This window comes from Fodinibius roseus, assembly GCF_900129315.1.
Lineage (GTDB): Bacteria > Bacteroidota > Rhodothermia > Balneolales > Balneolaceae > Fodinibius > Fodinibius roseus.
In genome coordinates this window covers 104430-122986 of the sequence record NZ_FQUS01000004.1, presented here as the reverse complement: position 1 = coordinate 122986, position 18557 = coordinate 104430, and the positions used below count along the sequence as shown (strand labels likewise).

Sequence of the window (18557 nt, the reverse complement as noted above, 5' to 3'; positions counted from 1 at the left end):
CCATTGGAAGGCATTCGCCTGACCGTCTCCCGCTGTTCACGGGTCCTGTCTGTCCGGCTTCCATGTTTCTTCAGGTGTGCCTTTCCGTTTGTTTTCGAACCGGGCCATGACAAAAAGAAAATCCGAGAGCCTATTCAGAAATTTTATAGTTTGGCCTGATACGTTATGCCATTTTTGACAGGCGACAGCAGCGCGCTCGGCACGCCGGCAGACGGTACGGGCGATATGAAGCGTTGATCCGGCCTGTGAGCCTCCGGGTAAAATAAAATTTTTAAGAGGTTCCAGCTCCTTTTCCATTTCATCTATGGCCTCTTCCAGGAAATCAACCTCTTCCTGGCCAATACGATCAATCCTCGGTTTCGCCGAGTGGGGGGTAGCCAGGTCCGCTCCCAAAATAAACAGTAATTTTTGGAGTTTTTTCAGATGTTTTTTTCCGACTTCGGATAATTCATAGCTTGCTGCGAGTCCTATGAAAGAGTTGAGCTCATCCACCGTGCCGTAAGCACGAATCCGATGTTGAGACTTTGACACCCGCTGTCCGCCAAAGAGTGAGGTTTCTCCCCGGTCGCCTTTTCTGGTATAGATCTTCATGATTCCAAATTTGTAAAATTTGTTGTTTCAAAGGTACGGAGTACTGAGCAGATTATCAGATTAAAAGTGAGACACGGATCACCGCGGATTGGACGGCAGGTTAATCAGTTGATGTAAGCGTAACGAAACTGGCTTCCCCCTTGCCGGCTTTAATGCCACGGTGTTCAATATTCCGGAGTTCCTGCCAAAAAGTATCGGCCTGTTCCAATCGGCAGGCGAGTTTAAGCGTAATTTTTTCGAGGTATTGCGAATCAATCTCTTTCAGATCAAAGGTGTGTTTCAGCTGATCAATTTGGCTTTGCTGTGAATAGGGATAGGTCACTCTGAAATTTCGGGTCGGGATAAGCTTTGAAAACGATGCCTGTTCCAGGCAGAGCTTTGCTGCTTCCCCGTAGGCCCGGACAAGCCCGCTTTTGCCCAGGTTGGTTCCGCCGTAATATCGGACGACGACACACCCGGCGTTGACCAAATCATACGATTTCAGTTGATTCAGGATCGGGAGTCCCGCTGTCCCGCCCGGTTCACCGTCGTCTTGCGCGAACTCTTCAAGGTCGTTCGGATCCATCCGCCACCCGTAGCAGTGATGGGTGGCATCCGGGTAATCAGACTTGATATCCGTTAAGCGGCTTTCGAACTGTTCCAAAGTACCGGTGGGAAAGAGAAAGCCGATAAATTTCGAACCCTTTTCCCGAAATGATGCTCGAGAGGTTTTCGTAATTGATTGCACACGTATCGTTTAGATGACCGTTACCAGTTCATTTAAGAATCTCTAATTTAGAATATTTCTGAATAAGATTTAAAAATTAAAACAGTTCCTGCCGGCCTTGCCTTTTTATCCATTTCGCCTCATCTTCTACCCTTGCTAAACGGACCCGCGTGTTGGCTAACGGTTGCGGGTTAACAGACATTCTAATAATGAGTATCAGTGATGGCATCATTTCTACAAGCGCTTAAATCACAAGTAGGGCGAAAAATACTAACAGGCGTCACAGGCGTTGGCCTAATCATTTTTATTATTTTTCACTTGGCTACGAATCTCCAGGTTTTTGGTGATGTGCACGCCTTCAATGAAGCTGCCTATGCGCTCGAGAGTATGGGATGGCTCCTGTATATTCTGGAAGCCGGCCTGGCCGTCGCTTTTTTGTTGCATGCCTATGTCGGGATTTCGATCTGGTGGCGCCGCCGGAAAGCACGTCCCCGGGGGTATGAAAAATATCAGAGCAAAGGGGGACCCAGTCATGTCACCTGGGCCTCAAAATCGATGATTTTTACCGGTATCGTGCTGCTTGTTTTTCTTATCATACATCTCGATACTTTTAAATTCGCGGATCCCGGGACGGTGATCCTGCCCGGCGGGGGGGAAGCCAGAGATCTCAAGGCCTTAATGCTGGCTACCTTCCAACAGCCGATATACGCTTTCGGGTATACGGCCGTAATGATTTTATTGGGATTTCACCTGGGACACGGGTTCTGGAGTGCCTTCACATCCCTGACGATGAAGCACAACCGGTATTCGGCCCTTATTTATGCGGCCGGTATTGTATTTGCCCTTTTAATGGCCGTGGGATTTCTGTTTATTCCTCTTTATATCTATTTTGGCGGAGGCTGTGAAGCTGCTCTCATACAGTGCCAATAATTATTTTGCAAATCCACTTTTAGACTTATGAAATTAGACTCAAAAGTTCCTTCCGGGCCGTTAGAAGATAAATGGTCCAAGCATTTAAAGGATATTAAACTGGTTGCTCCCAACAACAAGCGCAATCATGATATCATCGTTGTGGGTACCGGCCTGGCCGGTGGATCTGCCGCGGCGAGTCTGGCTGAGCTGGGTTATAACGTAAAGAGCTTCTGTATCCAGGATTCGGCACGGCGAGCCCACAGCATTGCAGCCCAGGGGGGGATTAATGCCGCCAAAAATTATCCCAATGACGGCGATACCATCTGGCGCCTGTTTTATGATACCATCAAAGGCGGCGATTATCGTTCGCGGGAATCGAATACCTACCGGCTGGCTCAAATTTCAAATGAAATTATTGACCAGGCTGTCGCGCAGGGTGTTCCTTTCGCCCGGGAATACGGAGGACTGCTGGCTAACCGGTCTTTCGGCGGGGCCCAGGTATCCCGCACCTTTTATGCGCGGGGACAAACGGGTCAGCAGCTGCTGCTGGGAGCCTACCAGGCGATGATGCGCCAGGTACATGAAGGCAATATCGAGATGCACACCCGCCACGAAATGCTGGACCTGGTGGTGGCCGGAGGGAAAGCCCGCGGTATTGTGACGCGAGATCTCGTATCCGGGGAGATCCGGCGCTGGATGGCCGATGCCGTGGTGCTGGCCAGCGGCGGGTATGGAAATGCTTTTTACCTGTCAACCAATGCCAAGAATTCAAATGTGACGGCCGCCTGGCGCTGCCACAAGCGGGGCGCCGGCTTTGCAAATCCCTGTTACGTGCAAATTCACCCGACCTGTATCCCGGTCTCCGGTGATTACCAGTCGAAGTTGACGCTGATGAGCGAGAGCCTGCGCAACGACGGACGCGTTTGGGTGCCTGAAAAGAAAGGAGATGACCGTCATCCGAATGATATACCGGAAGAGGATCGATACTATTATCTGGAAGAGAAGTACCCCGCCTTCGGAAATCTCGTGCCGCGGGATGTGGCTTCCCGGAATGCCAAAATCGTCTGTGATGAAGGAATGGGCGTGGGTCCGACGGGACGAGCGGTCTATCTTGATTTTGCGGATGCCATTGAGCGCGACGGAAGGAAAACCATTTCGGAGAAATACGGGAATCTCTTTGAAATGTACGAAAACATTACCGGCGACAATCCCTATGAAGAACCGATGCGTATTTTTCCGGCCGTGCATTATACGATGGGGGGATTGTGGGTCGACTACAACCTGATGAGCAACATCCCCGGGCTGTTTGTGGCCGGCGAGGCCAATTTCTCAGATCACGGGGCAAACCGGCTCGGAGCCAGTGCGCTGATGCAGGGACTGTCGGACGGTTATTTTATCATCCCCTATACGATCGGAAATTATATCGCGGATGCGGATATCGATGAGATCGATACCGGTCACGAAGCTTTTGACGAAGCTGCTGAAAATGCCCAGCAGCATATTGATAAATTACTAAGTGTCAAGGGCGATAAAAGCGTAATCGATTTCCACCGCGAGCTGGGACAGATTATGTGGGATAAGGTGGGTATTTCGCGCAGTGAAGAGGGACTCAAACAGGCCATTCGGGAGATCCGGGCGCTCCGCAAGGAGTTCTGGGAAAATGTGCGGGTGCCGGGCGAGGCGTCCAATTTCAACAAGTACCTGGAATTTGCGGGACGCGTGGCCGATTTCCTGGAGCTGGGAGAGCTGATGGCGGAAGATGCCCTCCACCGGGATGAGTCTGCCGGCTGTCACCTTCGCAAGGAGCACCAAACGGAAGAAGGGGAAGCCCTGCGGAATGATGAAGAGTACGCCTATGTGGCCGCCTGGGAGTTTAAGGGGGTAAACGGCGAGCTTCAGGAGAAGCTCCACAAGGAGAACCTGGAATTTGAATTTGTCGAATTGAAACAACGAAGTTACAAGTAATTTTAGGCCGCAAAGACACCGGCCCGTACTCTGGGTATCTGGTGTCACCGTGGCAAAACGGAAAGCATTATGGCTGACACATTTACCATCCACTTGAAAATCTGGCGGCAAGACGGACCGGATAAACCCGGCAAGCTGGTCGACTATACCCTTGACAATGTCAACGAGCACATGTCATTTTTAGAGATGCTCGATGTCCTGAATGAACAGATTGTTGCCGAAGGCAGGGAGGAGCCCGTCGAGTTTGATTATGATTGCCGAGAAGGCATTTGCGGCTCCTGCAACCTGATGATTAATGGCCGGGCGCACGGTCCCAAGGCAATGACCTGTACGTGTCAGCTGCATATGCGCAATTACAGTGACGGAGATACGATTGTCATCGAGCCGTTCCGGGCGAAGGGTTTTCCGGTTATAAAAGATCTGATTGTGGACCGCAGCGCGTTTGACCGCATCATAGAAGCGGGAGGGTATGTATCCGTCAAAACGGGCTCGGCGCCGGACGCCAATTCCATCCCTGTTGATAAATCCGTAGCAGATACCGCTTTTGATTATGCCACCTGCATCGGCTGCGGGGCGTGTGTGGCGGCCTGTCCCAATTCATCCGCTTCCCTCTTTACCGGCGCAAAGCTGGCGCACCTGAACCGCTTGCCCCAGGGCGAGCCGGAGCGGAAACGGCGTACGGTTGCCATGGTCGAGCAGATGGATAAAGAAGGCTTCGGGGATTGCTCGAACTACGCCGAATGCGAGGCCGTTTGTCCCAAGGGAATTTCTATCTCAGCCATTGCCGAGATGCGCCGTAATTATGTGAAAGCGGCGCTCGCCGGCGATGAGGTATAAAAGAAAAATTCCCTCCCTTTTGACCAGCTGTCAGACCGCAGAATAAACCCATATCCTCAGGTACTATCTAAGCAATTTTTCTTCGCCCCGTCCGCTCAACCTTACGGGAAATACACGGCTCAGCGGATTTTTTCAATCATCTCATACGAAACTTTTATCCCTTTAATCAACGCTGAACTCAGTCCGTTGTGCTCCATCTCATTCAGTCCCGCAATGGTACAGCCTTTGGGCGTCGTTACCTTGTCGATCTCGTGCTCGGGATGGTTATCGGAGTCCAGCAGCAGCGCCGCAGCACCGAGCGCGGTCTGCGAAGCGATAAGCTGAGCTTCCTTCGCATGAAAGCCGACTTCGATCCCTCCCTGTGAAGCGGCGCGGATGTAGCGCAGGAAAAAGGCGATACCGCAGGCTCCCAGTACGGTGGCTGCTTCCATAAGGTCCGTATTGATAAGCAGCGTCTTGCCGAGCGACTCAAAAAGTTCTATGACCTTTTCTTCAGCCTCTTTATGCGGGGTTTTTCCCACGCAGGTCATGGCCTGGTTAATAGCGGCCGCCGTGTTCGGCATTACGCGAAAAATAGGAAATCCGGAACCGGTCAGTTCCGTAATATCTTCATCGGTTACCCCGGCCATTGTCGAAATGAGAATATGTTGTTGCGGGTCCAAAACGGGTTTTATGTCATTTACGAGGTCTTCAATCTGGGTCGGCTGAACGGACAGTATAACCAGATCAGCCTCTTCTACCGCTGCGGTATTATCAGTAGTGACGGTAATGCCGTCGTCTTCGAGATAGCGAATAAGATCGGCATTTCGCCGGGTTATCGTGACATCATATTTTGAGGAGGCTTCCTCCGTGCGGGCAAGGCCTTTGGCCAGTGCCGTACCCAGATTTCCTCCGCCGAGAATCGCAACTTGCGTGTCCATAGTTTTGTTTGTTTGGTTTAAAATTAATTATGTAAAGCCTTTGCAAAGCCGTTCTTTTGCCCAATGTCGGCGTTATCGGTCGGTTGAAATTTTCACATATGGCATATGCTGCGATTTCAACCTCCCTCTGGCCTTGACTTTGAACAATATTCCTGGTTTTTCAAAGGCTTCTATATGCCTGGTTAAACTTTTCCTTGATTTCTTCATTGCAAAGATTGCCGATACTGCCTTCATGGGTGTGCTTCAGTTTTTTGTCGGGACGAAAGGTCCCCTTGGCAATCGCTTCTCCCACCTTGCGATAAGCCTCCCTGAAAGGGACTCCCCGCATAACATTCTTATTGACCTTCTCCACACTAAACAGGTAGTCATATTTTTCATCATAAATCACATTGGTATTGACCTGTACATGCTCAAACATAAAATGGCTGATGCTGAGGCACGACTTGAGGGTTTCCACGGCCGGAAAGAAGCTGTCCTTCAGCAGTTGAAAATCCCGGTGATAGCCGTTGGGCAGGTTGCCGGTAATCAGTGTAAGTTCATTGGGCAGGTTTTGAACGCGGTTGCACTTGGCGCGGACCAGCTCGAAAACATCCGGATTTTTCTTGTGCGGCATAATACTGGATCCGGTCGTCAGTTCATCGGGAAAAGAGAGAAAGCCGAAATTCTGGCTCATATACAGGCAGACGTCCATCGCCATTTTGGAAAGCGTGCCCGCTACCGCACTGAGCGCAAAGCTTGTCATCTTCTCCAGTCTTCCCCGGCTCATCTGGGCCGCTACGGAATTATATTTCAGGGTTCTAAAATCCAGCGCTTCGGTGGTCATGGTACGGTCCAGCGGCAGGGAAGTGCCAAAACCGGCGGCAGAGCCCAGCGGGTTTTGATCGGCCACCCGGTAGGCCGCATTGAGCATATACAGGTCGTCAACGAGCGACTCGGCGTAGGCCCCGAACCACAAGCCGAAAGAGGAGGGCATCGCCACCTGCATGTGCGTGTAGCCCGGGATGATTACCTCCTTGTACTGTTCGCTCAGCGCAATCAACCGGTCGAAGAGTTCCCTGACCAATTTCTTTATCTCGAGAATTTGATCCTTGGCATACAGATGCAGGCAAACCAGCACCTGGTCGTTACGGGAGCGTCCCGCGTGGATTTTTTTGCCCGTCTGTCCCAGTGCCTGCGTCAGCTCATACTCAATTTTAGAGTGGATGTCCTCGAATTTTTCCTCAATGGTAAACGATCCTTCCTCCAATTCCTCCAGTAACCGGTCCAGCTCCCTGAGAAGATCTTCCCGCTCCCCATCGGATAAAATCCCGACACTGTGCAGCATTCGGGCATGTGCTTTAGAGGCACGCAGATCGTATTCAGCAATTTCCAGATCCAGTACACGATCATTGCCCACCGTGAACTGCTCAATGATGGCACTGGTTTCTTGCTGTTCTTTGTTCCAAAGTTTCATGGTTATTCCTGGTTAATCGTTATTGTTAAATCGCAGGTATGTTGTTAGTAGAAGGTATAAAGTTGAAAGCATGAATAAATACAAATACCTATGCATTATTATTACGGAGAACCGCATCCAGCAGCTTAATGTATGTTTCAATACCTTCCTCTACTTCCCGGAGCAGGATAAACTCGTCGGCCGTATGGGAGCGGGCGGATTTACCCGGGCCTATTTTTAACGAGGGCACCGGTATAACCGACTGGTCGGAAAGGGTGGGAGAGCCATACTGCTCCAGCCCCAGCTTGTCGCCGGAATGCACAACAGGATGATCCAGTGGAATAAAAGAGGGGTTCAGCCGGATCGAACGAGCGGTAATATCCGATTCAATATGCGCATCGATAATATCCAGAATTTCGACATTGTCATGCACATCGGTACTGCGCACATCCACGGTAAAGGTACAGCGGTCGGGCACCACATTGTGCTGGCTGCCCGCCTGAATGACGGTAACGGTCATTTTGACGGGACCCAGCATCTCCGACACCTTTTCAAAACGGTAGGTCCTGAACCACTCGATATCCTCGAGGGCCAAATAGATAGCGTTTTTTCCCTCATCCCGGGCCGCATGTCCGCTGACTCCTTTTGCGGTACATTCCAGCACCATCAGTCCCTTCTCGGCTACGGCCATGCGCATCTGGGTGGGTTCGCCTACAATGGCACAATCGATGGCGGGTATTTTGTCGAGAATAGAAACGATGCCGTTCTCCCCGGAGATCTCTTCCTCCCCCGTGGCCGCCAAAATGAGATTATAGGTTAAGTTTTCTTTGGAGTAAAAGTGAATAAAGGTGGCGATCAGCGATGTCAGCGCCCCCCCCGCATCATTGGAACCCAGTCCGAATAATTTGCCGTCTTCCACGACAGGGGTATAGGGGTCTTTGCTGTAGCCCGAGTTGGGATGGACCGTATCGTGATGAGAATTCAGCAGAATCGTCGGCCTGGAAGGATCAAAATGCTTGTTGACACACCAGATGTTATGGTTATGCCGGCGGGTAGTAATTCCCTTGTCCTCCAGAAACTGCTGTATTAAATCTCCGGTCTCTTTTTCCTCCTTTGAAAAGGAGGGCGTGGCAATAAGTTGTTTTAAGAGATCAATGGCTTCTGCGTATAGCTGGCTCATAAGGTAAGTTCGGTCCCCTTGTCGTTCAGAAGGTTGTCGACATGCTTGATATGCACGCTGTTGACCTCTCGGCGGAGGGCTTCAAAGGCGGTATCGAGTTTGGGGATCATGCCTTCGTTGATGACTCCCTGATCTTTGAGCCGGTCATATTTTTCCCGGTCGATCTGCCGAATCCAGGAGTCGTCATCCTCAACATCCAGCAGAACCCCGGGCTTCTCAAAGCAGTAGGTCAGGTGTGTGTGGTAGTATTTGGTCAGGGCGATGGTCAGCGCAGAGGCGATGGTATCGGCATTGGTGTTTAACAGCTGTCCCTTACCGTCATGCGTGATTGCCGGGAAAACGGGAACCACCTGCTCATCCAGAAGTCGCCTGATAAAGTAGGTGTTGATGTCCTCGGGCTGTACGTCCCCCACAAAGCCATAGTCTACCCGCGGATGCTGTCGCTTTTGTGCCGGAATCATATTGAGGTCAGCCCCCGAAAGTCCGAGTGCATTGCAGGAAAGACTCTGAAGCTTGGCCACGATTGTCTTGTTAATGAGTCCCGCATAGACCATAACGGCCACATCCAGCGCCGGTTTGTCGGTGATACGGCGTCCTTCTTTCATTCGGACCGGAATGCCGAGCTTATTGCACAGGTCAGTAGCCGCTGTCCCCCCTCCGTGAACGACGATTTTGGGCGTGTCCATACCTGAAAAGTTTTTGAGGAAGGTGGTTAAACGGCGGTCGCTGTTCGCAATACTTCCACCGATTTTAATGATATGTAACGTCTGCATTATAAAGTCTCCATTAGGTTGTGCAGCACGGCTTGTGCTGCAAATTCACGATTCTTGGCTTGCCGGTAGACCAGCGAGCGGTCAATGACGCTGTCCGACGCCACGACATTGCGCCGGATCGGAAGGCAGTGCATAAACTGCGCCCGGTTGGTAAGCTCCATCTTCCCGGCCGTGATGGTCCAGTCCCCGTCTACAGCAGGGGTCTCTCCGTAGGAGGTGTAACTGGACCAGTTTTTGGCATAAATAAAATCGGCACCGGCGAAGGCTTCTTCCTGGTTGTGGGTGACTGAAATGTTCCCGGCAAACGTATCGGAAAGCTCGTACCCCTCGGGATGGGCCAGCACCACATCGGCATCGATTGCGGGGGTCCACTGCAAAAAAGAATTGGCCACGGCCTGGGGCAGGGCTTTGGGGTGCGGGGCCCAGCTAAGAACAACTTTGGGCCTTGTAATGCCTGATGCGGCGATCGTCGCCATATCGGTAAGGGATTGCAGCGGGTGCAGGGTCGCCGATTCCAGGCTGATGACCGGTACCGACGAGTAGGTCAGGAAATTGTTTAACACGCGCTCTTCATAATCTTCCCGCCGGTCTTTCAGGGTTGCAAAGGAGCGTACGCCCAGGATATCGCAGTAGCTGCTGATGACTTTGACCGTATCTTTGATATGTTCCTGCGTGTCGCCATTCATGACCGTCCCGTCCTCGAACTCGACTTTCCAGGAATCCTTGTTGATATTGAGCACGATAACGTCCATTCCCAGGTTCAGCGCGGCTTTCTGCGTACTGAGCCGGGTTCGCAGGCTGGGATTGAAGAATATGAGTCCCACGGTCTTCTGTTTTCCTCTTTCAGAGAACAGCGGATTATTTTTCAGCTCAATAACCTGCCGGATCAGTTTCTGCGGATGTTCGACATCCTCGAATGAAGTAAAATGGTTCATGATACTTTGCTAAGTGAGAGTGCGCTTTTAAGTGCGTTTATAAAGATCGTTACTTCCTTGCTCGTGATGGTCAGTGGAGGAAGCAGTCGCAGGACGTTGGGGTCGGAAGATACACCCGTCAAAATATGTTCCTCCTCAATGAGGACCCGGCGAAGCTCTTTTACGGCAAACGGAAATTCCATGCCGATCATCAATCCCCTTCCCCGCACTTCCCGGGGTTCGGGAAGCGTCGACAGGCTGTTCAGCAGGGTGTTGCCCAGCTGTGTTGCCCGGTCCATCAGGTTTTCGCTTTCGATAACGTCCAGCACCGCTGATGCTGCGGCACTGGCCAGATGATTGCCCCCGAAGGTAGACCCGAGCTGCCCGTAAAAAGGTTCGATGTCCGGGTGTATGATCGTACCCGCCACCGGAAAGCCGTTGCCCATGCCTTTCGCGACCGTAACGATATCCGCCTTGATGCCGGCATGCTGGTGGGCGAAAAAGGCCCCCGTTCGGCCGTAGCCCGATTGAATTTCGTCACATATCAGCAGGGTACCGGTTTCGGTGCAGCGTTCTCGGACGAGCCGCAGGAATTCATCATCGGGAATATTGATGCCCCCGATGCCTTGTATGCCTTCGATCACAACGGCACAGACGTCGTCCTGCTCTAATTCTTGTTCCAGCCCGTCACTGTCATTTAGCTCGAGAAAGGTGACTTCACTTCCCTTGTTGATCGGGGCGGAGTATTTATCGCCGTCGGTGATGCTGAGCGCCGCTGACGTTCGCCCGTGAAAACTGCCTTTGAACGCAATGACTTTCGACTTTTTAGTATGGAAGGAGGCTACCTTTAAAGCGTTCTCGATGGCTTCGGCACCGGAATTACTCAGGAACAGCTGATAATCATCGTAACCGGAGATCCGCCCCAGTTTTTCAGCCAGCTTTTGTTGCAGGGGATTTTTAACAGAATTCGAATAAAAGCCGATATCGCGAAGCTGGTTATTTACCTCATTGATATAATGGGGATGGGAGTGCCCGATGGATATGACCCCGTGTCCGCTGTAAAAGTCGAGATACTTGGTCCCGTCTGCCGTAAAGACATAGTGGTCCTGTGCTTTTACCGGTTCCAGATCAAGCAGGGGATAGACGTCAAAGAGTTCCATATATCATATTCTATATTAAAAGTTTGAGGGTTTGAGCTGGAGGCCCATGGTTTCGTCGAAGCCGAACATCAGGTTCATATTTTCTACCGCCTGTCCGGAGGCTCCTTTAAGCAGGTTGTCGATGATACAGGTGACAAGCAGCTTGTCTTCCTCCTTTTCCAGGTGAAGCAGGGCCTTGTTCGTATTGACCGCTTGCTTCAGGTGCAGGGGCGCATCGCTGAGGTGCACAAAGGAGGAGTGCTGGTAATAATTTTTATAGAGCGACTGTGCTTTTGCCAGTGAAGGGTCCCATTTGGTATAGGCCGAAATAAAAATGCCCCGGGTAAAATTTCCCCGCACGGGAATGAAATTCAGCTCCCTGTCAAAATCAGGGAATACCTGCTGCAGCTTTTGGCGGACTTCACCGGCATGCTGGTGACGCAGCGCCTTGTAGATAGAGACATTGTTGTTTCTCCAGCTGAAATGCGTTGTTGCGCTTGGTGAACTTCCTGCACCCGTGGATCCGGTGATGCCGTGGATATGCACATCGTGCTGCAGGTTCCCGCTGTGAGCAAGCGGCAGCAGGGCCAGCTGTATGGCAGTGGCAAAGCAGCCGGGATTTGCGACATTCCCGGCGTTTTTGATGGCCTCCTTCTGCAGCTCCGGGAACCCATAAATAAAGGAACGCTCGCCATACGTCTGATCGGGCGCGAGACGAAAGTCGCGACTCAGATCGATAATACGGGTTTCGTCCGCAATATCATGAGCCTCCAAAAAAGCATGTGAGTTACCGTGTCCCATGCACAGGAACAGCAGGTCGATATCGGGATCCGGTTCATGGCTGAACGCCATCTCCGTTTCCCCGATCAGATCCTGGTGCACCGAGGTAACCGGTTCGCCCGCTTTGCTGGTGCTGTATACGAAGCGGATTGCTGTTTTGGGATGATGAAGCAGAATACGCAGCAGTTCGCCTGCTGCATATCCCGTACCCCCGACAATACCTGCGTTAATCATAATTATTCACGGATTGATGGATATTAATCTGGTTGGATAATATTTTGGAAAACCCTTTCACGTCCTCCCCGCTCCAGGCCTTGTTCATCTCTCCATAGTCGCCGAATTTGGCGTTCATCAGGTCATTGGGAGAGGATATGCCCTCGATGTCGAACCGGTAGGGCGAGAGCTTGAGAAAGACGCTCCCGTTAACCGTCGATTGGGTATCCGAAAGAAAGGCTTCGATATTGCGCATGACCGGGTCCAGGTACTGTCCCTCATGGAGCATCATACCGTACCAGTCGGAGAGTTGATCCTTCCAGTAAAGCTGCCATTTGGTCAGCACGTGTTTTTCCAACTGCTCATGCGCCTTGATGATGAGCATGGCTGCCGCCGCCTCAAAGCCCACCCGGCCTTTGATGCCGATAATCGTATCGCCCACATGAATATCACGGCCGATGGCGTAAGCCGAGCCGGTCTCATCCAGCGTTCGAATCAGTTCGACGGGATCATACTCCTTCCCGTCGATGCTAACCGGTTCTCCCTCTTCAAACGCAAGGCTGATGGTTCTCGGCTCTTCCTCACGGAGGGGACTTGGCCAGGCTTCATCGGGCAGCGGCTGGTCGGACGTCAGGGTTTCCGCTCCCCCCACGCTGGTGCCCCACAGGCCCTTGTTGACGGAGTATTTAGCCTCGCTCCAGTTCATGTCGACGTTGTGTTCTTTCAGGAAAGCGACCTCTTCTTCGCGCGTCAGCTGCTGATCGCGGATGGGGGTAATAATCTCCAAATCGGGAGCTATGACATTAAAAATAAGGTCAAACCGGACCTGGTCGTTTCCCGCTCCCGTACTGCCGTGGGCGAGAGCGTCGGCCCCGGCCTCCAGCGCATATTTGGCAATGGCAACCGCCTGAAACACCCGCTCGGAGCTTACAGACAGGGGATAGGTATTGTTTTTCAGGACATTTCCGAAGATCATAAAACGAACAATCTTTTCATAATAGTCGTCTGTCTTATGAAGGGTCTGGTGCGTATCACTGCCCAGGCTGTAAGCGTGCTGCTCGATATCCGCCAGTTCCTGTCGGTCAAACCCGCCGGTATTCACCAGCACCGTATGGATTTCAGCCTGATGCTGCTCCTTAAGGTAAGGCACGCAATAGGAGGTATCGAGTCCCCCGCTAAAGGCGAGGACAATTTTCTTTTTCTCAGTCATTATTTTTGCTTGTTAGATTTAAAAGCTGTTTGGTTTTTCGTTGGAGGTTTCTCTGGTGCAGCCGGAGAAATCGCTTGAATCGCTTCCACCGGGTGCGTTTATCCGCCGTTTCCTTGTTCTTTTCCTGTTCGGGGTCGTACAGCATTCCCGTACAAAGACAATCCTTGCGATTTTCATTGGTAAGGATATCGTAATTGGGACAGCTTTGACAGCCTTTCCAGAACTCCTCATCTTTCGTCAGCTCCGAAAAGGTAACCGGCTTGTACCCCATATCCGAGTTAATCTTCATGACGGCCATACTTGTCGTGATGCCAAAAATTTTGGCGTTTGGGTACTTGGACCGCGAAAGCTTGAAGATCCTTTTCTTGATGCGCCTGCCGAGCCCCATTTTGCGGTAGTGCGGGTGGACAATCAGTCCCGAGTTGGCAATATATTTCTTGTCGTCCCAGCTTTCAATATAACTGAACCCGGCAAGATGATTGCCTTCGGTGTCGATCGCTATGACCGCCTTGCCCTCTTCCATTTTGGCCTTGATATACTCAGGCTTGCGCTTGGCGATACCGGTGCCGCGCTGTTTGGCCGCTTCTTCCATCAGTTTGCAGATCTCCTCTGCGTGAGCAACATGCTGTGAGCCAGCGACGGTTATGCGAATATTCATACTACTATAAAAGTTAGTGTTATATCAGACAGCAGCAAACAAAGAATAGTTGCTGTTAAAAGTGAGTTGTTAATCGGTAAGGTGAGATTGCGGATGAGTAAAGACATGATGCACCCTCCGCAAAGAAGATGTTTATGAGCCCGGAAGGGCCCGCGGCCGCCGCCGAATCGGAAACACAGGAAAGGCATCAACAGGTGGCCTGTCGAAGAATGAAGGGGTATATGTTCCGCTTGCTTTCATAGAGGGTAATAATAATGTCTTATAGAAGAAAAAACAAGATTTTTTTAATCTTTTAAAAAATAGCAGATGAAGTGCTGGGTTATAATCCGGCATGGATTATTCATGAATAATATGGAATGATTCGTTATCCTGTTATTTTCTAAAACCCTGGCATTTAATAAGGTCTTTTTATGAACTATTGAAATAATGGCTGCGAAATTTGCTCCTGTGCTGCGTTGTAATGAAAAGGGGGTACTCAAGGCAGGAAAGTATCTCTCCGCATCCATTTTTATTCCGCCTTGCCCAAAATCAGATTTCTTTGTGAATAATCCAGGCCGGACTTTTCAGGGTACTTATTTTAAACGTAAAGTATTCAACGGTATTTGATGAGCAGTGAACAGATGGCGAAAGCCCGACATATCCTGCAGCAAAAATGGGGCTACCCCACCTTCCGAGAAGGGCAGGATGTGGTTATTAATGCTGTCCTGGAGCGAAAAAATACCCTGGTGCTCTTCCCCACCGGGGGGGGCAAGTCGCTTTGTTACCAACTGCCGGCCGTTGTCTTGGAGGGATTGACGATCGTCATTTCACCCCTGATAGCGTTAATGCAGGACCAGGTTCAGCAGCTCCTGGAACGGGGCATCCAGGCAACATTTATCAATAGTACGATCTCTTCGCGGGAGATCGAACAGCGTCTTGCGAATGCGCGAAACGGGATGTACGACCTGCTCTACTGTTCGCCGGAACGGCTGGGGACCCCGATCTGGGAAGCCGAGCTATCCCGGCTGGATATCGATCTGATTGCTATTGACGAGGCGCACTGTATTTCGGAATGGGGACATGATTTTCGTCCAGCTTACCGTGAGATTCGTCCAGCTTTTGAATCCATTGCCGATTCGGTGACCTGGATTGCACTGACGGCCACCGCCACCCCGGAAGTGCGCAGGGATATCCGGGAAACCCTCGGTTTTGAGGATCCGGTTATTGTGTCAAAAGGATTTGAACGGCCTAACTTCAAGTGGTGGGTGACGCCCACCGACCAGAAGGAAAAAAAGTTGCTTGAGGCTGTAAAACGGGCGGGAGATATGGGGTCCGGACTTATCTATGGGGGTACGCGAAGAAACTGTGAAACACTGTCTCAAAAGATTGAGCAAAGGGTGGGCATTCGGACCAGGCCCTATCATGCGGGCATCGAAGCGGGGGCAAGGCAGCGCATTCAGGAGCAGTGGATCGGGGGAGAGCTGCCCCTCGTCGTCGCCACGAGTGCCTTCGGGATGGGCATTGACAAGGCCGATTGCCGCTACGTCATCCATTATGTGATGCCTTATACGCTTGAGGCGTATTACCAGCAGGCGGGAAGAGCGGGCCGGGATGGCATAGAAAGTTACCCGCTGCTTCTGTTCAAACCGTCCGATTTGACGGTTGCCGGGCAGCGCATTAAAGAATCGTATCCCGGAAGAAAGCAGCTGCAGCATCTGTACGATGTGCTCTGTGACAGTTTTGAATTGGCTGTCGGGGCGGAAATGGAGAAGATGCGGGAAATTTCGGTAAAAGCACTGGCGAAGCGTTCAGGCTTTTCACCCCGTATCTGCCGCTCGGCGCTGAACGTGCTCAACCAGCTGGGGATCCTCCGGATGGTCGAGCATGTGACACCACAGATCGGGATTCGATTTATAGCAAGCCGCGATTATATCCGGGAGAGGATCAAGTCCCCGGGTAACCAGCGAAAAGCACTTTTTTTAGATACGCTGCTCCGCCAGTACGGGGCCGAAGCTTTTGGGGAGATGAAATTTTTAGATTTCGATTATCTGCGGAAGAAGCTGGATATCTCACCCAATGCCGTCAAAAAAGGCTTGCAGGTACTGCAGGATCACGACCAGATGTTGAACTACACCTTTATCGGCGAATCGCCGCTGGTTAAACTGGTGGACGAGCGGCAGTCGTCCCTGCGATTAAGCAGAGAGCAGCTGGAAGGGCACCGGAATACCCTGTTGAAGAAACTGGATTATATGCGGGGATATATCCGGACTGAAAACTGCCGGGAAGCCTATATCCGACGTTATTTCGGTGAAGAGAGAGTGTCAGCTTGTGGTCATTGCGATAACTGCCTGAGCAGGGAGAAGCCGGTCCGGTACCTGGAGGATTCTGACCTGCTGACGATCAAGCAGTCCCTGAAAAAAGGGGGGAAGACACTGGGACATCTTTGCCGTCAATTCGGCTGGAGTAAAGACCGCGTCAAGAAGTCGCTCAGTCACCTGATTCGCGAGCAAAAGGTGATAACGGATGCTGAAAAGTATGTCTGGATAGAGGAGGCCAGCGATTAATCCTGTTCTTCCGACGGGCGCCCCGGTTCTTCCATGCGATCTTTTCGGAGCCGCTCGATAGCCTCTTCCACCCGTTTTTTTTGATCCGCTGGAAATTGCTGGTAATATTTATGGCTTTCCCAGAAAGCGCTGTCGGGAACACCGTATTCCCGGAATATTGTATCGCGAAGCGAATCCGCCGCCGCTTCATCCATGCGATCCGTTTCAGAATAGGTGCGGACCAGCTGGAGCTCAACCAGCAAAGAGATATAGGTATCTTCATCGATAAGCATTTCAGGCTTTTCCGGCGATTCGCTGCACCCCGCAACGAGGCCTGATAACAGGATGACAAGGCAGTACCATCTGACCATAGGTTATTGCTCTGTCGGGTGTTTGGGGTTTAGCGGACGCATGGTGATGTCGTTGATCAGAAAATTATCCGGTGTTTCCAGCACATTGATAAGCACCCCGGCCACATCCCCGGGCTGCATCATATTTGCGTGCGATTCGGAATTATTGGCGTCACTAAAAAAATCGGTTTGTATGGAGCCCGGATAAAAGCAGGTTACCTTGATGCCGTCGTAGCGCAGTTCCTGAAACAGCGCCTCGCTGAATCCCCGCACCCCGAATTTGGAAGCATTGTACCCCGACATTTGCGGATTACTCACCTTCCCCGCGATAGACGCGATATTGATAATATGGCAGCTGTTTTCGTTGTCCTTCATGAGAGGTACCACCTGGCGGCACATATAGAAGATGCCGGAGAGGTTGGTGTTGATCATGGCCTCCCAATCCTCGAGGGGCAGGGAGTCCACATCACCGAAGCGCCCCAGTCCCGCATTATTGATCAGTACATCGGGCAGAAGGTCATCGTCAAACGTCTGTTGAATCCAGCGGTCAATGGACTCGTGGTCGGTGATATCCAGTGTTACGGGAACAAACTGATCGCCCAGTTCCTGCTGACGCTGTCCCAGTTTATCAGCGCTGCGGGCCAGGCCGTATACGGTAGCGCCTTTGTTAATCAATGCCTGGCTGAAGGCGGCTCCAATGCCGCCGCTTGCTCCTGTTACAACTGCAGTCTTTGATGTTAAATCCATATAAATAAATTATTGGCTTGGATGTTCCAATGCTAATATTTAACCCTTTGCAAATTAATATAAGGCGAGTAAAGCAAAAAACATACCCTTCGGTTAATTCAGGTGATCCTGGATAAGGGCATTGACCATATCCAGCGCCACTTTATTTTGTCCCCCGCGCGGGATGATAATATCGGCATATCGTTTGCTGGGTTCCACAAATTCGAGGTGCATGGGTCGCACAAACTTTTTGTACTGGTGGAGGACGTTCTCCAGTTCGCGGTCGCGCTCCACAATGTCACGCTGAATGCGCCTGAGCAGGCGGATATCGTCGTCGGTGTCCACATACAGCTTAATATCCATTAGCTCGCGGAGCTCTTTTTCATTAAAAATGAGAATTCCGTCGATGAGGATAATATCCCTTGGTTCGACCAGCCTTGTCTCATCTTTCCGGATATGGTTGGTGAAATCATAGATAGGGATTTCGACCTGATAACCTTCTTTTAGTGCCTTGATATGGCGAATCATAAGCTCCGTTTCCAGGGCAGAAGGGTGATCAAAGTTTTGTTGGGTCCGCTCACTGAACGGAAGATGTTTCAGGTCCCGGTAGTAGGAGTCGTGCTGCAGCAGGAGGATACATTCTTCTCTGAAGGTGTCGATAATATGGCGGACAACCGTCGTTTTACCGGCTCCGCTTCCACCTGCCACGCCGATAATTAATGGTTCCAA

Annotated in this window: 19 protein-coding genes; 5 read left to right on the top strand and 14 right to left on the bottom strand. The window is 51.2% G+C overall.

The annotated features are described in order from the left end of the window. Positions 1–36 precede the first annotated feature (36 nt). Together BUB16_RS05015 and BUB16_RS05010 are read right to left on the bottom strand one after the other, a co-directional pair. Entirely contained in the window at positions 37–591 is a 555-nt protein-coding gene (locus tag BUB16_RS05015; protein WP_073060173.1) for a cob(I)yrinic acid a,c-diamide adenosyltransferase, read from the bottom strand. 100 nt (positions 592–691) lie between these two features. After that, positions 692–1318 carry an IMPACT family protein gene (locus BUB16_RS05010; protein WP_084088041.1) on the bottom strand — a complete coding sequence of 209 codons (627 nt, stop codon included), beginning with the start codon at positions 1316–1318 and terminating at the stop codon, positions 692–694. Positions 1319–1519: 201 nt separating this feature from the next. On the opposite strand from BUB16_RS05010, the gene BUB16_RS05005 reads away from it, so the two are divergent. The 3 genes from BUB16_RS05005 (at position 1520) to BUB16_RS04995 (ending at position 5011) form a co-directional block, all read left to right on the top strand. Then, the gene (locus tag BUB16_RS05005; RefSeq protein ID WP_073060168.1) at positions 1520–2227 is read left to right on the top strand and encodes a succinate dehydrogenase cytochrome b subunit; all 708 of its coding nucleotides are present in this window, start codon (positions 1520–1522) and stop codon (positions 2225–2227) included. A gap of 27 nt (positions 2228–2254) precedes the next feature. Further along, positions 2255–4174 carry a fumarate reductase/succinate dehydrogenase flavoprotein subunit gene (locus tag BUB16_RS05000; RefSeq protein ID WP_073060166.1) on the top strand — a complete coding sequence of 640 codons (1920 nt, stop codon included), beginning with the start codon at positions 2255–2257 and terminating at the stop codon, positions 4172–4174. A 69-nt stretch (positions 4175–4243) separates the two neighbouring features. After that, complete coding sequence (locus tag BUB16_RS04995) at positions 4244–5011, top strand: succinate dehydrogenase/fumarate reductase iron-sulfur subunit (RefSeq protein WP_073060164.1); 768 nt, start codon at positions 4244–4246, stop codon at positions 5009–5011. A 119-nt stretch (positions 5012–5130) separates the two neighbouring features. On the opposite strand, the gene proC is transcribed toward BUB16_RS04995, so the two are convergent. The 9 genes from proC to BUB16_RS04950 all read right to left on the bottom strand — a co-directional run bounded on the left by proC (position 5131) and on the right by BUB16_RS04950 (position 14230). Continuing rightward, positions 5131–5931 (bottom strand): pyrroline-5-carboxylate reductase, encoded by an 801-nt coding sequence (gene proC, locus BUB16_RS04990; RefSeq protein ID WP_073060162.1) that lies wholly within the window; start codon positions 5929–5931, stop codon positions 5131–5133. Positions 5932–6091: 160 nt separating this feature from the next. Further along, the gene (gene argH / locus BUB16_RS04985; protein ID WP_073060160.1) at positions 6092–7384 is read right to left on the bottom strand and encodes an argininosuccinate lyase; all 1293 of its coding nucleotides are present in this window, start codon (positions 7382–7384) and stop codon (positions 6092–6094) included. Between the two features lie 88 nt (positions 7385–7472). After that, entirely contained in the window at positions 7473–8543 is a 1071-nt protein-coding gene (locus tag BUB16_RS04980) for a M20 family metallo-hydrolase (protein ID WP_073060157.1), read from the bottom strand. After that, entirely contained in the window at positions 8540–9316 is a 777-nt protein-coding gene (gene argB, locus BUB16_RS04975; RefSeq protein WP_073060155.1) for an acetylglutamate kinase, read from the bottom strand. The genes BUB16_RS04980 and argB overlap by 4 nt, the downstream gene beginning before the upstream one ends. Continuing rightward, a complete protein-coding gene (locus tag BUB16_RS04970; RefSeq protein ID WP_073060151.1) occupies positions 9316–10251 on the bottom strand; it encodes an N-acetylornithine carbamoyltransferase in 936 nt (311 codons plus the stop codon). Before BUB16_RS04970 ends, argB begins: the two co-directional genes overlap by 1 nt. Then, a complete protein-coding gene (locus tag BUB16_RS04965) occupies positions 10248–11390 on the bottom strand; it encodes an aspartate aminotransferase family protein (protein WP_073060148.1) in 1143 nt (380 codons plus the stop codon). Before BUB16_RS04965 ends, BUB16_RS04970 begins: the two co-directional genes overlap by 4 nt. 15 nt (positions 11391–11405) lie before the next feature. Then, on the bottom strand, positions 11406–12383 hold the full coding sequence (gene argC, locus BUB16_RS04960) for an N-acetyl-gamma-glutamyl-phosphate reductase (protein ID WP_073060145.1): 978 nt from the start codon (positions 12381–12383) through the stop codon (positions 11406–11408). After that, on the bottom strand, positions 12376–13572 hold the full coding sequence (locus BUB16_RS04955) for an argininosuccinate synthase (RefSeq protein WP_073060142.1): 1197 nt from the start codon (positions 13570–13572) through the stop codon (positions 12376–12378). Before BUB16_RS04955 ends, argC begins: the two co-directional genes overlap by 8 nt. Next, entirely contained in the window at positions 13565–14230 is a 666-nt protein-coding gene (locus BUB16_RS04950) for a GNAT family N-acetyltransferase (protein WP_073060139.1), read from the bottom strand. The genes BUB16_RS04955 and BUB16_RS04950 overlap by 8 nt, the downstream gene beginning before the upstream one ends. A gap of 426 nt (positions 14231–14656) precedes the next feature. On the opposite strand from BUB16_RS04950, the gene BUB16_RS21390 reads away from it, so the two are divergent. Then, on the top strand, positions 14657–14836 hold the full coding sequence (locus BUB16_RS21390; RefSeq protein WP_170864285.1) for a hypothetical protein: 180 nt from the start codon (positions 14657–14659) through the stop codon (positions 14834–14836). Further along, the gene (locus tag BUB16_RS04945; RefSeq protein WP_244545640.1) at positions 14836–16773 is read left to right on the top strand and encodes a RecQ family ATP-dependent DNA helicase; all 1938 of its coding nucleotides are present in this window, start codon (positions 14836–14838) and stop codon (positions 16771–16773) included. Before BUB16_RS21390 ends, BUB16_RS04945 begins: the two co-directional genes overlap by 1 nt. On the opposite strand, the gene BUB16_RS04940 is transcribed toward BUB16_RS04945, so the two are convergent. From BUB16_RS04940 to udk, 3 genes are all read right to left on the bottom strand, one after another. Further along, a complete protein-coding gene (locus BUB16_RS04940; RefSeq protein WP_073060135.1) occupies positions 16770–17123 on the bottom strand; it encodes a DUF4296 domain-containing protein in 354 nt (117 codons plus the stop codon). The genes BUB16_RS04945 and BUB16_RS04940 overlap by 4 nt on opposite strands. A gap of 3 nt (positions 17124–17126) precedes the next feature. Beyond that, positions 17127–17849 (bottom strand): SDR family oxidoreductase, encoded by a 723-nt coding sequence (locus BUB16_RS04935; protein WP_073060132.1) that lies wholly within the window; start codon positions 17847–17849, stop codon positions 17127–17129. 93 nt (positions 17850–17942) lie between these two features. Continuing rightward, on the bottom strand, positions 17943–18557 hold the full coding sequence (gene udk / locus BUB16_RS04930) for a uridine kinase (RefSeq protein WP_073060129.1): 615 nt from the start codon (positions 18555–18557) through the stop codon (positions 17943–17945).

Coding starts and splice junctions, on each gene's coding strand:
- BUB16_RS05015 (WP_073060173.1), bottom strand. CDS start 591: ATGAAGATCTATACCAGAAAAGGCGACCGGGGAGAAACCTCACTCTTT.
- BUB16_RS05005 (WP_073060168.1), top strand. CDS start 1,520: ATGGCATCATTTCTACAAGCGCTTAAATCACAAGTAGGGCGAAAAATA.
- BUB16_RS05000 (WP_073060166.1), top strand. CDS start 2,255: ATGAAATTAGACTCAAAAGTTCCTTCCGGGCCGTTAGAAGATAAATGG.
- BUB16_RS04995 (WP_073060164.1), top strand. CDS start 4,244: ATGGCTGACACATTTACCATCCACTTGAAAATCTGGCGGCAAGACGGA.
- proC (WP_073060162.1), bottom strand. CDS start 5,931: ATGGACACGCAAGTTGCGATTCTCGGCGGAGGAAATCTGGGTACGGCA.
- argH (WP_073060160.1), bottom strand. CDS start 7,384: ATGAAACTTTGGAACAAAGAACAGCAAGAAACCAGTGCCATCATTGAG.
- BUB16_RS04980 (WP_073060157.1), bottom strand. CDS start 8,543: ATGAGCCAGCTATACGCAGAAGCCATTGATCTCTTAAAACAACTTATT.
- argB (WP_073060155.1), bottom strand. CDS start 9,316: ATGCAGACGTTACATATCATTAAAATCGGTGGAAGTATTGCGAACAGC.
- BUB16_RS04970 (WP_073060151.1), bottom strand. CDS start 10,251: ATGAACCATTTTACTTCATTCGAGGATGTCGAACATCCGCAGAAACTG.
- BUB16_RS04965 (WP_073060148.1), bottom strand. CDS start 11,390: ATGGAACTCTTTGACGTCTATCCCCTGCTTGATCTGGAACCGGTAAAA.
- argC (WP_073060145.1), bottom strand. CDS start 12,383: ATGATTAACGCAGGTATTGTCGGGGGTACGGGATATGCAGCAGGCGAA.
- BUB16_RS04955 (WP_073060142.1), bottom strand. CDS start 13,572: ATGACTGAGAAAAAGAAAATTGTCCTCGCCTTTAGCGGGGGACTCGAT.
- BUB16_RS04950 (WP_073060139.1), bottom strand. CDS start 14,230: ATGAATATTCGCATAACCGTCGCTGGCTCACAGCATGTTGCTCACGCA.
- BUB16_RS21390 (WP_170864285.1), top strand. CDS start 14,657: ATGGCTGCGAAATTTGCTCCTGTGCTGCGTTGTAATGAAAAGGGGGTA.
- BUB16_RS04945 (WP_244545640.1), top strand. CDS start 14,836: ATGAGCAGTGAACAGATGGCGAAAGCCCGACATATCCTGCAGCAAAAA.
- BUB16_RS04940 (WP_073060135.1), bottom strand. CDS start 17,123: ATGGTCAGATGGTACTGCCTTGTCATCCTGTTATCAGGCCTCGTTGCG.
- BUB16_RS04935 (WP_073060132.1), bottom strand. CDS start 17,849: ATGGATTTAACATCAAAGACTGCAGTTGTAACAGGAGCAAGCGGCGGC.